This window comes from Streptomyces sp. NA02950 (genome assembly GCF_013364155.1).
Classification (GTDB): Bacteria; Actinomycetota; Actinomycetes; order Streptomycetales; family Streptomycetaceae; genus Streptomyces.
Genome location: NZ_CP054916.1, coordinates 4050430 through 4065495 on the forward strand (window position 1 = coordinate 4050430; position 15066 = coordinate 4065495).

At 71.9% G+C, this 15066-nt stretch carries 14 protein-coding genes; 5 read left to right on the forward strand and 9 right to left on the reverse strand.

The features are described from left to right. Position 1 precedes the first annotated feature (1 nt). The 8 genes from HUT19_RS17445 to HUT19_RS17480 are packed head-to-tail and all read right to left on the reverse strand — an operon-like array spanning position 2 to position 6936. Entirely contained in the window at positions 2 to 2017 is a 2016-nt protein-coding gene (locus HUT19_RS17445) for an NADH-quinone oxidoreductase subunit L (RefSeq protein ID WP_176181375.1), read from the reverse strand. Further along, positions 2014 to 2412 carry an NADH-quinone oxidoreductase subunit NuoK gene (nuoK, locus tag HUT19_RS17450; RefSeq protein ID WP_176181376.1) on the reverse strand — a complete coding sequence of 133 codons (399 nt, stop codon included), beginning with the start codon at positions 2410 to 2412 and terminating at the stop codon, positions 2014 to 2016. The genes HUT19_RS17445 and nuoK overlap by 4 nt, the downstream gene beginning before the upstream one ends. Next, positions 2412 to 2990, reverse strand: coding sequence for an NADH-quinone oxidoreductase subunit J (locus tag HUT19_RS17455; RefSeq protein ID WP_176186983.1), 579 nt, complete (start codon positions 2988 to 2990; stop codon positions 2412 to 2414). The genes nuoK and HUT19_RS17455 overlap by 1 nt, the downstream gene beginning before the upstream one ends. Before the next feature lie 53 nt (positions 2991 to 3043). Beyond that, positions 3044 to 3655, reverse strand: coding sequence for an NADH-quinone oxidoreductase subunit I (locus tag HUT19_RS17460; RefSeq protein ID WP_176181377.1), 612 nt, complete (start codon positions 3653 to 3655; stop codon positions 3044 to 3046). After that, complete coding sequence (locus HUT19_RS17465; RefSeq protein ID WP_176181378.1) at positions 3655 to 4620, reverse strand: complex I subunit 1 family protein; 966 nt, start codon at positions 4618 to 4620, stop codon at positions 3655 to 3657. The genes HUT19_RS17460 and HUT19_RS17465 overlap by 1 nt, the downstream gene beginning before the upstream one ends. Then, positions 4617 to 5864 (reverse strand): NADH-quinone oxidoreductase subunit C, encoded by a 1248-nt coding sequence (locus HUT19_RS17470; RefSeq protein WP_176186985.1) that lies wholly within the window; start codon positions 5862 to 5864, stop codon positions 4617 to 4619. The genes HUT19_RS17465 and HUT19_RS17470 overlap by 4 nt, the downstream gene beginning before the upstream one ends. Positions 5865 to 5884: 20 nt before the next feature. Then, positions 5885 to 6529, reverse strand: coding sequence for an NADH-quinone oxidoreductase subunit B (locus HUT19_RS17475; protein WP_176181379.1), 645 nt, complete (start codon positions 6527 to 6529; stop codon positions 5885 to 5887). Continuing rightward, positions 6520 to 6936 carry an NADH-quinone oxidoreductase subunit A gene (locus HUT19_RS17480; protein WP_176181380.1) on the reverse strand — a complete coding sequence of 139 codons (417 nt, stop codon included), beginning with the start codon at positions 6934 to 6936 and terminating at the stop codon, positions 6520 to 6522. The genes HUT19_RS17475 and HUT19_RS17480 overlap by 10 nt, the downstream gene beginning before the upstream one ends. A 268-nt stretch (positions 6937 to 7204) precedes the next feature. On the opposite strand from HUT19_RS17480, the gene HUT19_RS17485 reads away from it, so the two are divergent. The 5 genes from HUT19_RS17485 (at position 7205) to HUT19_RS17505 (ending at position 14667) form a co-directional block, all read left to right on the forward strand. After that, positions 7205 to 8416: a sensor domain-containing protein gene (locus HUT19_RS17485; RefSeq protein ID WP_176181381.1), complete on the forward strand. Its 1212-nt coding sequence runs from the start codon at positions 7205 to 7207 to the stop codon at positions 8414 to 8416. Positions 8417 to 8542: 126 nt separating this feature from the next. Next, complete coding sequence (locus HUT19_RS17490; RefSeq protein WP_176186987.1) at positions 8543 to 9202, forward strand: response regulator transcription factor; 660 nt, start codon at positions 8543 to 8545, stop codon at positions 9200 to 9202. Between the two features lie 298 nt (positions 9203 to 9500). Beyond that, positions 9501 to 11453, forward strand: a complete 1953-nt coding sequence (locus HUT19_RS17495; RefSeq protein WP_176181382.1) for a 2-oxoacid:acceptor oxidoreductase subunit alpha — start codon at positions 9501 to 9503, stop codon at positions 11451 to 11453. Next, a complete protein-coding gene (locus HUT19_RS17500) occupies positions 11446 to 12525 on the forward strand; it encodes a 2-oxoacid:ferredoxin oxidoreductase subunit beta (RefSeq protein WP_176181383.1) in 1080 nt (359 codons plus the stop codon). The genes HUT19_RS17495 and HUT19_RS17500 overlap by 8 nt, the downstream gene beginning before the upstream one ends. A gap of 159 nt (positions 12526 to 12684) precedes the next feature. Next, positions 12685 to 14667 (forward strand): APC family permease, encoded by a 1983-nt coding sequence (locus tag HUT19_RS17505; protein ID WP_176181384.1) that lies wholly within the window; start codon positions 12685 to 12687, stop codon positions 14665 to 14667. On the opposite strand, the gene HUT19_RS17510 is transcribed toward HUT19_RS17505, so the two are convergent. After that, a complete protein-coding gene (locus tag HUT19_RS17510) occupies positions 14664 to 15059 on the reverse strand; it encodes a helix-turn-helix domain-containing protein (protein ID WP_254885624.1) in 396 nt (131 codons plus the stop codon). The two genes, HUT19_RS17505 and HUT19_RS17510, sit on opposite strands and share 4 nt — an antisense overlap. Positions 15060 to 15066 lie beyond the last annotated feature (7 nt).

Consider the following 15066-nt stretch of genomic DNA (forward strand, 5'->3'; position numbering starts at 1 on the left):
GTCAGGCTCCCGCTGCGACGAGGACGGCGGCGACGGCCAGGACGAGGGAGCCCGCGAGCAGTGCGCCGAGATAGGTCTGCACATTGCCGTTCTGGGCGCGGCGGACGGCCGCGCCGAACAGGCCCGGCGCACCGGCCGCGCCGCGCACATAGGTCTCCACGACCTCGCGGTCGAGGAAGCGGACGAGACCGGCGGCGGCGCGCACGGGGCGGACGAACAGCGCGCTGTAGAGGGCGTCGAGGTGGAAGCCGGTGGCCGCGTGGCGGTGCAGCGGGCCGAGCAGCAGGCGGCCGGGGTCGGCCGGGTCGGCCGCCGCCGCGACGGAGCCGTAGGCGGCCTCGTGGGTGGCGATGGCCTCGGCCTCGGAGACGGCGTCGGCGGCGTCCGGGTGGGCGGCCACCGCGCCGAGCGGGAGACGGGCGGCGCGGGCGGAGGTGTGCCGCCAGGCGCCGTACATCACCAGCGCTCCGGCGAGGGCCGCCCCGGTGCCCAGGACGGAGGTGGTGAGGGTCGGGGTGAGGCTCCCGCCGTCGAACCAGTCCGGCAGGACGCCGTAGGTCAGGCCGAGCCCGGCGGTGGGCAGGAAGAGCACCCACAGCACCGCGTTCATGGCGACCGGCTGCCTGCCGTGGTCCGGGGCGGGCTCGCCCTTGCCCTGGAAGGCCATCAGCCACAGCCGGGCGGCGTACCCGGCGGTGAGCAGGGCGGTGAGCAGCCCGGCGACGAGCACGGTCCAGCCGACGCCCTCGGGGACGTCCGTGGTGTGGCCGGTGGCGGCGTGCTCGGCGGCGCCGAGGACGGCCTCCTTGGAGAAGAAGCCCGCGAAGGGCGGGAGGGCGGCGAGCGCGAGCAGGGCGACCGTCACGGTCCAGAAGGCGTCGGGGATCCGCTTGGTGAGGCCGCTCATCCGGGACATGGCGGAGAGCGAGTTGGTCCCCGCGGCGTGGATGATCAGGCCGGCGCCGAGGAAGAGGAGCGCCTTGAACGCGCCGTGCGCGATGAGGTGGAAGACGGCGGCGCCGCGGTCGCCGACGGCCAGCGCACCGGTCATGTAGCCGAGCTGGCCGACGGTCGAGTAGGCGAGGACACGTTTGATGTCGTCCTGGGCGAGCGCGGCGAGCGCCGAACCGACCATGGTGACGGCCGCCGTGGCGGCGAGCACGGCCAGCGCGGCGGCGGAGGAGAGGAAGACGGGCAGCAGCCGGGCGATGAAGTAGACACCGGCCGCGACCATGGTCGCGGCGTGGATGAGCGCGGAGACCGGGGTGGGACCGGCCATCGCGTCGGGCAGCCAGGTGTGCAGCGGGAACTGCGCGGACTTGCCCGCGACCCCCGCGAGCAGCAGCAGCGCGATCAGGGTCGGATGGTCCAGCGGCGCACCGGAGTCGGAGGTGAGCCGGGTGACGATCCCGCTGATGCGATACGTTCCCGTGTCGCCCGCGAGCACGAAGAGGCCGATCAGGAAGGGGACATCGCCCAGCTTGGTGACCAGGAACGCCTTGAGGGAGGCGGAGCGGGCGGCCGCGGTCTCCCAGTAGTGGCCGACCAGGAAGTACGAGCAGATGCCCATGATCTCCCAGCCGACCAGCAGCACGATGAGGTCGTCGGAGTAGACGACGAGCAGCATCGCGGAGGTGAAGAGGGAGACCAGCGCGGCATAGGAGGGGTAGCGCGGGTCGTCGCGCAGATAGCCGGTCGAGTAGATCTGGACGCAGCAGGCCACGACGCCGACGAGGACGGCGACCAGGGCGGCGAAACCGTCGACGTTCAGGGCGAGGTCGATGGGGACCGAGCCGGTGTCGGCCAGCCGGGTCGAGGCGTGGAGGGGCGCGGTCCCGGAGCCCGCTCCCCCGCCCTGGCGTACGGCGACGAGCACGGCGAGCGCGGCCGCGGCCAGGGTGGGCAGTACGGCGAGCGGGCGGACGAAGCCGGGGGCGCGGCGGCCCGCCCCGAGACCCGCCAGGGCGCCGAGGAAGGGCAGCAGGGGGACGAGAACGGCGGCGGTCGTGGTCGTCACGCGGTCTGCCTCCGAACGGGAGTTGCCTGGTCGGCGCCGTTGTCAGTGGGGGCTGTCACGCTGTCGTCAGCGGGGGTGCCGGACGGAGGGGGGTCGGCGAGGTCCCGGAGCCGGTCGACGTCGGCGGTGCCGCGGTTGCGGTGGACGAGGAGGACGATGGCGAGACCGATGCCGATCTCGGCGGCGGCGATGGCGATGGTGAACAGGGTGAGGGCCTGGCCCGCGTGCAGGGTGTCGCGGAGCCAGACGTCGAAGGCGACGAGGTTGAGGTTGACGGCGTTGAGCATCAGCTCGACCGACATCAGCACCAGGATCGCGTTGCGGCGGGCGAGCACGCCGTAGAGGCCGGTGCAGAAGAGGAGGACGGCGAGGACGGCGGGGTAGGCGAGGTGCATCAGCGCTTCTCCTTGCCGCTGTTGGTTCCACCGGTACCGGCGTTCCTGTCGCCGCTCTTGCGGGACAGGACGATCGCGCCGACGAGCGCGGCGAGCAGCAGTACGGACAGCGCCTCGAACGGCAGCACCCAGTACCGGAAGAGGCTCGCCCCGGAGACGGCGGTGGAGCCCTGTACGCCCTTGTCGAGGTCGATCCAGGTGGTCCGGAAGGCGTCCACGACCACCCAGACCAGCGCGGCCGCCGCGGCGAGGGCCACCGCGAGCGCGGCCGGGCGGTTGCCCGAATCGGCGTCCGGCGAGCGGCCGATGGGCGCCTTGGTGAGCATCAGCCCGAAGAGGAGGAGGACCACGACGGAGCCGACGTAGATCAGCACCTGCACCCAGGCGATGAACTCCGCCGTCAGCAGCAGGTACTCCACGGCGAGACCGCCGAGCGCGACCACCAGCCAGAGGGCGGCGTGCACCAGCTGCTTGGTGGTGACGGTGACGACGGCCGCGCCGAAGGTGGCGAGGCCGACCAGGAGGAAGGCGATCTCGACACCCGTGGGCGACAGGAAGCCGTGGCCGCCGGCGGCCAGACCGTGCCCGGCGAGCTCGCGGCCGGTGGCTGCCGCGAGCGAACCTGCGGAACTCACGATGCGGCTCCGTTCGCGCCGGGGGTGTCGCCGTTGGTGCCGCCGTCGGCATCGGGGGACGCGGCGGCTTCGGCGGCCGCGGCCGCCTCCGCGGCGGCCAGCTTGTCGGCGGCCTTGCGGGCGGCGGCGAGCTCCTTCGGCTCCTCCGCGGCCGGATCGAGCGCGGGCGGTGCGGGCACCGTCCACATCCACTCGCGGAGCTTGTCCCGCTCATGGGTGAGCTCGCGGATGTCGGTCTCGGCGTACTCGAACTCCGGCGACCAGAACAGCGCGTCGAACGGGCACACCTCGATGCAGATTCCGCAGTACATGCACAGCGCGAAGTCGATGGCGAACCGGTCCAGCACGTTCCGGCTGCGCTCGCGCCCGCCGGGGGCGGCCGGGGGCACGGTCTCCTTGTGGGAGTCGATGTAGATGCACCAGTCCGGGCACTCGCGGGCGCAGAGCATGCAGACCGTGCAGTTCTCCTCGAACAGCCCGATCACCCCGCGGGTGCGGGGCGGCAGTTCGGGCTGTGCGTCCGGATACTGCGCGGTGTGCGACTTCCGGGTCATCGTGCGGAGGGTGACGGCCAGGCCCTTGGCCAGACCGGAACCGGGAATGCCCATCAGGAGATCACCACCTTGATGACGCCGGTGAAGGCGATCTGGGCCAGGGAGAGCGGGATGAGGCAGGTCCAGGCGAACCGCTGGAGCTGGTCCTCGCGCAGCCGGGGATAGGTCACCCGCAGCCAGATCACCACGAAGGCGAGGACGGCCGTCTTCAGCAGGGTCCACAGCCAGCCGAGGTCATCGGCGAACGGGCCGTGCCAGCCACCGAGGAAAAGCACGGTGGTCAGCCCGCACAGGATCACGATGCCCGCGTACTCGGCGAGCAGGAACAGCGCGAAGCGCAGCCCGGTGTACTCGGTGTACGCACCGAAGATGATCTCGGAGTCGGCCACCGGGGCGTCGAACGGCGGACGTTGCAGCTCGGCGAGGCCCGCGGTGAAGAACACCACCCCGCCGACGATCTGCCACGGCACCCACCACCACTCGAAGGCGTCGAGGATGCCGGGCAGCGAGACCGTGCCCGCGGCCATCGCCACGGACGCCGCGGTGAGCAGCATCGGCAGTTCGTAGGCCATCAGCTGGGCGGCCGTCCGCAGGCCTCCGAGGAGCGAGAACTTGTTGGCCGAGGCCCAGCCCGCCATCAGCGAGCCCAGGACGCCGACGCCCATCACGGCGAGCACGAAGAAGATCCCGGCGTCCACGAACTGGCCGACGGCGCCCTCGGCGGGGCCGATCGGGATCGCGACGAGCACCAGGAGGTACGGGAGCAGGGCGACGGCGGGCGCGAGCTGGAAGATACGCCGGTCGGCCCCGTTCGGGACGACGTCCTCCTTCTGCGCGAACTTCACACCGTCCGCCACGAGCTGGGCCCAGCCGTGGAAGCCGCCCGCGTACATGGGTCCGAGGCGGCCCTGCATATGGGCCATCACCTTGTGCTCGGTCTGCCCGACGACCAGCGGGAGGACCAGGAAGGCCAGCAGCAGGGCGAGCAGTCGCAGTGCGACGTCGAGGACGTCGTTCACCCGGTGCCTCCTGGCTGGTCGTCGGTGGTGTTCTCGTCGGCGCGGTGGTCCTCGCCGGACGGGCGGGGTTGTTCCTCGGCTTCCGGTTTCCCGGACGTGGCGCGGTCCGGCGCCGCCTCGGCCGTGTCCGGCGCCGCCTCGGCCGGCGCCGCCTTGTCGCCCGGGGCTTCGTCGTCGTGCGCCGGACGGGCATGGTGCCAGGGGGCGTCGGACGACCGTGTCCGGCGCGCGGGCTGCTCCGGCGCGGCCGGGGCAGCGGCGTCCGCCGCCGGGGTCTCGGGGGTCTCCGCGCGCCGGCTCGCCGAGCCCCCACCGGCGCTGCGTACCCGGCGGGCCGGGCGCTCGGCCGGGGCCGCCGCGTCCGGGGCCGCCGCGTCCGGGGCCGCCGTTTCGCGCTGACTGGCCGAGCCCCCGCTCGCGGTGCGGGTGCGCCGCACCGGGCGCTCGGCGGTACCCGCCGGGGTCTTTGCCGTCGGTTCGGCGGCAGCGGCCGCCGTCTGCCGGCCGGCCGAGCCCGCGCTCGCGGTGCGGGTGCCGCGCGCGGGGCGTTCGCCCGCCGCTCCACCCGCCGCACGGGCGCCACGGGCCGGACGGGCCGGGGCGGGCGGCAGCTGGCCCTTGAGCGGCCCCCACTCGTTGGGGTCGGGAACGCCCGGCGGCAGCATCTGCCGCCGCTTGGGGCCGCCGTGGTCGGACTCCCCCGGCTCCTTCGCGCCCGGCCATGCCTTGGCGACCCGGGCCGCCAGCACGAAGTCCTTGCGCAGCGGATGGCCCTCGAACCCGTCGGGGAGCAGCAGCGGTGCCAGATGGGGATGGCCGGTGAAGCCGATCCCGAACATCTCGTGGGTCTCGCGCTCGTGCCAGACCGCACCGGCGTAGACGCCGGTGGCGGTCGGCAGGGTGGGCGCGTCGTGCGGCACGGTGGTGCGGACCAGCAGGGTGCGCACCGCCGGGCCCGGGCCCGCGGGGCCCGCGAGCGCGACGACGTACGCGGCCACGCGGAAGCCCTGGCCCGGCTCGTCGACCGCGCTCAGCCAGTCGAAGTAGGTGCAGCCGAGGGTGTCGCGGGCCGTCTCCAGCGCCGTGGTCCAGGAGTCGGCGGGAACGTCGACGGTGAGCAGGCCGTAGGCCTCCTCCGCCGTGGCGCCCTCGCCGAACAGCTCGGCTGCGGACCGCGGCAGCCAGCCCACGGGCGGCGCGGCCGGGGTCCCGGCTGTCCGCGCCGTCTCCTCCGAGGGCTCCATGGGTTCGGGTCGCTGCTCGGTCATCGGGTGTCTTCCTGCGCCGGAGGCTGCGGCGGCTGCTGCGGAGGCGTGACCAGGCCGCTGCGGAGCGCGGCCGTGGAGGGACGGCCCGCGGCGGCGTCCGCTCCGTAGCGCTCGCCCAGCGACTCGCGGGCGATCTTCTCCTGGAGCTTGAGGATGCCCTGGAGCAGGGCCTCCGGCCGGGGCGGGCAGCCGGGGACGTAGACATCGACGGGGATGATCTGGTCGACGCCCTTGGTCACCGAGTAGGAGTCCCAGTACGGGCCGCCGCAGTTGGAGCAGGCACCGAAGGAGATCACGTACTTCGGCTCCGGCATCTGCTCGTACAGCCGCTTCACCGCGGGCGCCATCTTGTCCGTCACCGTGCCGGAGACGACCATCAGGTCGGCCTGGCGCGGCCCCGGCGCGAAGGGGATCACGCCGAGCCGGATGAAGTCGTGGCGGGCCATGGACGCCGCGATGAACTCGATGGCGCAGCAGGCCAGGCCGAAGTTGAAGACCCACAGGCTGTAGCGGCGGCCCCAGTTCAGGACCACCTTCATCGGCTCGGGGGCCAGCCGGGCGAGCGCGCCGAGGCGGCGGGGCTCCGGAAGGTCCACCGGAGTCGGCGTCGGGACCGGAGTCGGCGTCGGTGTCACGTCCATTCCAGGACGCCCTTCTTCCATGCGTACAGCAGACCTACGGCGAGGAACCCGAGGAAGATGAACATCTCCACCAGCGTGGCGGCACCGAAGCCGGGGGCGGCGAAGACCGTCGCCCACGGGAACAGGAAGATCGAGTCCACCGCGAAAATCACATACAAGAAAGCGTAGACGTAGTAGCGGACCTGGGTGTGTGCCCAGCCCTCGCCCACGGGGTCCACACCGCACTCGTACGTCAGCAGCTTCTCGGGGGTCGGCACCACGGGGCGCAGCAACCGCCCGGCCCCGAAGGCCACCGCTACGAAGATCACCCCGACCGCTCCGAGCAGACCGACCACCGCGTAACCGTGGAAGTAGTCGGCCGCGAGCTGGACGCTGGTGGTGGTGCGCACGGTCGTCGCCTCCGGCACGTCCGCCCCTCGCTCCCTGTCCTGGCTGTCTGGCCCGCTCCTCGTCGACCTCGTGTGTTCGACGATCCGTACGGACGGGAGTCTAGGCCCTGACGGTCCCTGGCTGGTCCGCCCGTCCGGCATGCGGTGGGAGCGGGACCGCCACGCGGTGGTGCCACGCCCCGCGGCCTGTGGTGATACGTCCCGCATCGGGTGGGGTTAGCCCTACGTCCGGCCCGGCGACGCACCCCATGGCGCCGGGCTTCCGGGCCCGGCACTCTTGGCTGCTATGACCTCCAGTTCCTCGGGTTCTTCCGGTTCCTCCGGCCCAGCCGCCGGATTCTCCGGCTCCGACGCCGGTGGCGCGGACGAGCGCCTGCCCCGTCCGCCCGCGTTCGCCTTTCCCGCGCAGACATGGCGGGAGATCGCCCATCTGCTGCTGAATCTGCCGGTGGGCATCGTCGGCTTCGTCTACGCCGTCACATGGCTGTGCGTGGGCGTGGGGCTGTCGATCACGGTGGTGGGGCTGCCGCTGCTGGCCGCCGGGCTGGTCGGCGGGCGGCTGTACGGCCGGTTCGAGCGGTCGCGGGCCAGGGCGTTGCTCTCGGTGCACGTGGACGAGCCCAGCCGGCTGCCGCATGTGCGGGGCCAGAGCTTCTTCGGCTGGCTGTGGACGAGTCTGCGGGACCCGGTGGGCTGGCGGAGCACCCTGTACGGCTTCATCCGGCTGCCCTGGGGCGTGCTCACCTTCGTCATCGCGCTGACCTCGCTGTTCGTCGCCTGGCCGGTGCTGCCCTGGATCGCCCGTGGGCTTACCAGTGTGGACCGGGCGCTGGTGCGCGGGCTGCTGTCGCCCTCGGACGAGCTGGAGCGGCGGATCGCGGAGCTGGAGTCGGACCGGGGGACGGTGGTGGACACCGCCGCCGCCGATCTGCGCCGCATCGAACGCGATCTGCACGACGGAGCACAGGCCCGCCTCGTCGCCCTCGCCATGGACCTCGGTCTCGCCAAGGAAAAACTCGAAGAGGACCCGGAAGCCGCCGCAAGAATGGTCGACGAAGCCCACGGCGAGGTGAAACTCGCCCTCCAGGAACTCCGCGACCTCGCCCGCGGCATCCACCCCGCCATCCTCACCGACCGCGGACTCGGCCCCGCCCTCTCCGCCCTCGCCGCCCGCTGCACCGTCCCCGTCACCGTCACCGTCGAACTGCCGGAGCGGCCCGCGCCCGCCATCGAGGGCATCGCCTACCTCACCGTCTCCGAACTCCTCCAGAACATCAGCAAGCACAGCGGCGCCCGCACCGCCGAGGTCGATGTGTGGCGGGCCGAGGACCGGGTGATGCTCCAGATCACCGATGACGGCCGGGGCGGAGCCAACACCTCCGTCGGCTCCGGCCTGGCCGGTCTGGCCGAGCGGCTCGACGCGGTGGACGGCATCCTCATCGTCCACTCCCCGCCCGGCGGCCCGACCGCGGTCACCGCCGAGCTGCCCTGGCGCTGACGGCCGGGACCCGCTGCCCCCTGCCCACCCCTGTACCGCCGGATCCGCGCGACGCGGGCGTCCGAACCCTGGGATGCTGGTCCCGACGAACCGAACGAACGGGGGCCGTGCATCGTGAAGGACAGAGTGCGGGTGGTCATCGCCGAGGATTCGGTGTTGCTGCGGGAGGGCCTGACCCGGCTGCTGACCGACCGTGGACATGAGGTCGTCGCGGGGGTGGGCGACGCCGAAGCGCTGATCAAGTCGATCCGCGAGCTGGCGGACGACGGCGCGCTGCCGGATGTGGTGGTCGCCGATGTGCGGATGCCGCCGACCCACACCGACGAGGGGGTACGGGCGGCCGTCCGGCTGCGCAGCGACCATCCGGGACTGGGTGTGCTGGTGCTGTCACAGTACGTGGAGGAGCAGTACGCGACGGAGCTGCTGGCGGGCAGCAGCCACGGGGTCGGCTATCTGCTGAAGGACCGGGTGGCCGAGGTCCGCGAGTTCGTGGACGCGGTGGTGCGGGTCGCCGAGGGCGGCACCGCGCTCGACCCCGAGGTGGTCGCCCAGCTGCTGGGCCGCAGCCGCAAGCAGGACGTGCTGGCCGGGCTCACCCCGCGGGAGCGGGAGGTGCTGGGGCTGATGGCCGAGGGCCGGACGAACTCGGCGATCGCCCGGCAGCTGGTGGTGAGCGACGGGGCGGTCGAGAAGCACGTCAGCAACATCTTCCTGAAGCTGGGGCTGTCCCCGAGTGACGGGGATCACCGTCGGGTGCTCGCGGTGCTGACGTATCTCAATTCCTGATCGACCGATCAACACCGTGACCACCGGTGTGACCTGCCGTCAGAGCCCTGGGCCGGGTGGGGGTGTGCGAGGCGGGCCCGGCGCCAAAGCGGGGCCAAAGGCTGAACGGGGGATCAGCGGAAATGACTACACGGGGGAGGGTACACGTCGTGTCAAACCGTGACATAAAGGGTCCAGATAACGATGTCCAGCATGTGATCCAGCCAAGGAAGGCGACCCTTACCGACGTACGATGGTCATGGGACAACCGGTCGGCACCGACTGTCCAGGAGCGCCGCCTCAAGGGAGGTCCGAAGCAGTGACCAGCCAGGTCAGTAGCCCGGCCGAGCAGGCCGAACCAGCCGATCAGCAGGGCGGGCCCGGGCCCGCCGGGGGGCAGCGAACGCCGGACGGGGCCAAGGAGATCCGCCGTCTGGACCGGGTGATCATCCGGTTCGCGGGTGACTCGGGTGACGGTATGCAGCTCACCGGCGACCGGTTCACCTCCGAGACGGCGTCGTTCGGCAACGACCTGTCCACCCTGCCGAACTTCCCGGCCGAGATCCGCGCCCCCGCCGGAACGCTGCCGGGAGTCTCCAGCTTCCAGCTGCATTTCGCCGATCACGACATCCTCACCCCCGGCGACGCCCCCAATGTGCTGGTCGCGATGAACCCGGCCGCGCTCAAGGCCAATCTGGGCGATGTGCCGCGCGGGGCCGAAATCATCGTCAACACCGATGAGTTCACCAAGCGCCCGATGGCGAAGGTGGGCTACCAGACCAGTCCGCTGGAGGACGGCTCGCTGGACGGCTACAACGTCCACCCGGTGCCGCTGACCACCCTGACCATCGAGGCCCTGAAGGAATTCGGGCTGTCCCGGAAGGAGGCGGAGCGCAGCAAGAACATGTTCGCGCTCGGCCTGCTGTCGTGGATGTACCACCGGCCCACCGAGGGCACCGAGAAGTTCCTGCGCCAGAAGTTCGCGAAGAAGCCGGAGATCGCGGAGGCCAACGTCGCGGCGTTCCGGGCGGGCTGGAACTTCGGCGAGACCACCGAGGACTTCGCCGTCTCCTACGAGGTGGCACCGGCCACCACCGCCTTCCCGGCGGGCACGTACCGCAACATCTCCGGCAACCTGGCCCTGTCCTACGGGCTGATCGCGGCCTCGCGCCAGGCCGATCTGCCGCTGTTCCTGGGCTCGTACCCGATCACCCCGGCCTCCGACATCCTCCATGAGCTGTCGCGCCACAAGAACTTCGGTGTGCGCACCTTCCAGGCCGAGGACGAGATCGCGGGCATCGGTGCCGCGCTGGGCGCCGCCTTCGGTGGGGCACTGGCCGTGACCACCACCTCCGGCCCGGGTGTGGCGCTGAAGTCCGAGACCATCGGTCTCGCGGTGTCGCTGGAGCTTCCGCTCCTGGTGATCGACATCCAGCGCGGCGGGCCCTCCACCGGTCTGCCCACCAAGACCGAGCAGGCCGATCTGCTCCAGGCCATGTACGGGCGGAACGGCGAGGCGCCGGTGCCGATCGTGGCCCCCCGGACCCCGGCCGACTGTTTCGACGCCACCCTGGACGCGGCCCGGATCGCACTGGCCTACCGCACCCCGGTCTTCCTGCTCTCCGACGGCTATCTGGCCAACGGCTCGGAGCCCTGGCGGATCCCGGAGATCGACGATCTGCCCGATCTGCGGGTGCAGTTCGCCACCGGGCCCAACCATGTGCAGGCCGACGGCACCGAGGTGTTCTGGCCGTACAAGCGCGACCCGGAGACCCTCGCCCGCCCCTGGGCCGTGCCCGGCACGCCCGGTCTGGAGCACCGCATCGGCGGGATCGAGAAGCAGGACGGCACCGGCAACATCTCCTACGACCCGGCCAACCACGACCACATGGTCCGCACCCGCCAGGCCAAGGTGGACGGCGTCAGGGTGGCCGACCTCGAGGTGGACGACCCCACCGGCGACGCCCGCACCCTGGTGCTGGGCTGGGGTTCGACGTACGGGCCCATCACCGCGGCGGTCCGCCGGGTGCGGGGCGCGGGCGACCGGATCGCCCAGGCCCATCTCCGCCATCTCAACCCCTTCCCGGCCAACCTCGGCGAGGTGCTGGGCCGTTACGACAAGGTGGTGGTGCCCGAGATGAACCTGGGCCAGCTCGCCACCCTCATCCGCGCCCGCTATCTCGTCGACGCCCGCTCCTTCACCCAGGTAAGGGGGCTGCCGTTCAAGGCCGAGCAGCTCGCCGCGGCCCTCAAGGAGGCCATCGATGACTGAGACCATCGCGCACGGGGTGCCCGGTATCGAGGCGCTCTCGCTCGTCCCCAAGGCAGAAGCCAAGCAGTCCATGAAGGACTTCAAGTCCGATCAGGAAGTGCGCTGGTGCCCCGGCTGCGGGGACTACGCGATCCTGGCCGCGGTCCAGGGCTTCATGCCGGAACTGGGCCTGGCCAAGGAGAACATCGTCTTCGTCTCCGGCATCGGCTGCTCCTCCCGCTTCCCGTACTACATGAACACCTACGGGATGCACTCCATCCACGGCCGCGCCCCGGCCATCGCCAGCGGGCTGGCCGCCTCCCGCCGCGATCTGTCGGTGTGGGTGGTCACCGGAGACGGCGACGCGCTGTCCATCGGCGGCAACCACCTGATCCACGCCCTGCGGCGCAACGTCAACCTGAAGATCCTGCTGTTCAACAACCGCATCTACGGTCTGACCAAGGGGCAGTACAGCCCGACCTCCGAGGTCGGCAAGATCACCAAGTCCACGCCGATGGGCTCGCTCGACGCGCCCTTCAACCCGGTGTCGCTGGCACTGGGCGCCGAGGCGAGCTTCGTCGCCCGCACCGTGGACTCCGACCGCAAGCACCTCACCGGGGTGCTGCGGCAGGCCGCCGCCCATCCGGGCACCGCGCTGGTGGAGATCTACCAGAACTGCAACATCTTCAACGACGGTGCCTTCGAGGTCCTCAAGGACAAACAGCAGGCCGAAGAGGCCGTCATCCGGCTCGAGCACGGCAGGCCGATCCGCTTCGGTGCCGACCAGGACAAGGGTGTGGTGCGCGATCCGGCCACCGGCGATCTGGAGGTGGTCACGGTCACCGCGGAGAACGAGGACCGGATCCTGGTCCACGACGCCCACGCCGCCTCCCCCACCACCGCCTTCGCGCTGTCGCGGCTGGCCCACCCCGACACCCTGCACCACACCCCCATCGGGGTGCTGCGCGATGTCGAGCGGCCGGTCTACGACACCGACATGGCGACCCAACTCGACGCCGCCGTCGAGCAGAAGGGCAAGGGCGACCTCGCCGCGCTGCTCGCGGGGAACGACACCTGGACCGTCGTCGGCTGAGCCGCACCCCGCACCGCATCCGCCCCCGCGAGCGTTCCGGCGCCCGCGGGGGCGTTCGTCCGTCCGGGCGCGGGGGCCCGTTCGTACGTCCGGGCGCAGGGGGCCGCCCGGCCGGAGCGTCGGACCGCGGCCCGGCCGGGCAGCGGCTGTCATAAGCCCATGGCCGACACCGCCGCCCCGCTCCAGCCGCCCGACCGCCTCGGCTACCGCGTCAAGCGACGGCTGCTCGGCCCGCCCCTGGTCACCGAGCGCATCACCCGCGAGAAGCTGCGCAATCCCGTCGCGCTGGGCGTGCTCGCCTCGGACTGCATCTCCTCCACGGCCTACGGCAGCGAGGAGATGCTGCGGGTGCTGGTGCCGGTCATCGGGGTCGCGGCGTTCACCCTGATCCTGCCGGTCACCGGGGCGATCCTGCTGGTGCTGCTCCTGCTGACGCTCTGCTACAGCGATGTGGTGACGATCTACACCCGCGCGGGCGGCTCGTACATCGTCGCCCGGGAGAACTTCGGCCCCGATATCGCGCAGATCGCCTCGGTCGCGCTGCTCGTCGACTACATCGTCACCGTCGCCGTCCAGGTCTCGGCCGGTACCAACGCGATCATCTCCTTCGCCCATCTGCTGGGCGGCACCTGGACCGGGATCGACCATCTCCAACTGCCCCTCAGCGCCCTGGTGGTCGTGATCCTCGCCTACGGCAATCTGCGCGGACTGCGCGAGGCGGGACGGGTCTTCGCGGTCCCCGCCTATCTGTTCATCCTCGCCGTCGGGCTGATGCTGGTGATCGGGGTGGTCCGCGGGCTCACCGGGCAACTGCCGCACGCCGATGTGCATGCCGCGGGCGCCGTGCCCCTCGGGGAGCCGGACGGCGGTTGGCTCTACGGTGCCTCGCTCTTCATGGTGCTGCGCTCCTTCGCCAACGGCGGCTCCTCGCTGACCGGTCTGGAGGCGATCTCCAACGGCGTCTCCGTCTTCCGGGAGCCCCAGGGCGTCAACGCCCGCCGCACACTGGTCGCGATGAGCTGCGTCCTGGGCACGCTGGTGCTGGGCGTCTCGGCGCTGGCCCACTTCACCCACGCCATCCCCTACCGGGACGGCACCCCGACCGTGCTCGCGCAGGAGGCCCATCTGGTCTTCGGTGAGGGGGTGCCGGGCGCGCTGGGGCTGGCGTTCGTCCAGCTCGCCACCGCGCTCATCCTCTACACCGGTGCCAACACCCCGTTCACCGGCTTCCCCTTCCTCGCCAGCTTTGTCGCCGAGGACCGCTTTCTGCCCCGGCAGCTGACCCGGCGCGGCCACCGGCTGGCCTTCTCCAACGGGATCATCTCGCTGGCGGTCGTCGCGCTCGCGCTGCTCGTCGTCACGGACGCCAATGTGGACCGGCTGGTGGCGCTGTACGCGATCGGGGTGTTCACCGCGTTCACCATGGCCGGGTCCGGGCTGACCGCCTATCACCTGCGGCGCAGGGGACGGGGCCGGACCCGGAAGGTCGCGGTCAACCTCACCACCGCGGTGGTCTCCGCGGCGGTGGTGCTGATCTTCGCGGTCACCAAGTTCACCGAGGGGGCCTGGCTGGTCGTGGTGGTCTTCCCGCTCGGCGTCTGGGCGCTGATCCGGATCAACCGCGAGTACCGCGCGGAGGCCGCGGCCCTGGAGGCGGTCCCGAGCCCCGGCGACGACGCCTCCCACTGGCACCGCCATGTGGTGTACGTCCTGGCGGACAGCATCGACCTCGCCACGGTCGAGGCACTGCGCTACGCCCATGAGCTGCGGCCCGACGAGGTGCGGGCGCTGCACATCATGGTCGACGAGACCCATGCCCGCCGGCTGATGGCCCGGTGGGAGCGGACCGCGGGGGTGACCGTGGCGCTGGAGGTCGTGGAGTGCCCGGACCGGCGGCTGCGCCATACGGTGATGGAGCTGGCGGCCCGTACCACCGGGGACGGCCGGACCGCGCTGACCCTGCTGGTGCCGCGCCGCACCTACTCCTCACCGCTGGGCAAACTGCTCCACCGGGGGACGGCGGAGGCGCTGGCGAAGGCGCTGGAACATCTGCCGGGGGTGGCGGTGACGATCCTGCCGTTCGACGTCGGCCGGGCGGTACGGGCGATGGGGCGGCGGAAGAGGCGGCTCGGTCGTCGCTAGCCGCCGGACTTGGCCGCGTCGTACGTCTCGCGGGCGGCCAGCACCTGCGGCGCCTGCTCCTCCGCCCAGCAGGCCAGCGCCCACACCCGCCGCGCGGCCTCGCGCCCGAGGTCGGTGAGCGAGTAGTCCACATGCGGCGGGATGACCGGATGCGCCTCGCGGTGGACGAAGCCGTCCCGCTCCAGGGTCTGGAGGGTCTGGGCGAGCATCTTCTCGGTGACCCCGCCGACCGTACGCCGCAGCTCGCTGAAGCGGTGGGTGCCGTCGAGCAGCACGGCCAGCACCAGCACACCCCAGCGGCTGGTCAGGTGCTCCACGATGAGCCGCGCCGGACAGGCCATGGGGTCACCGTCGGCAGCCGCCATGGCCTGGAGCTTTTCACTTACGTTCATGACAGTA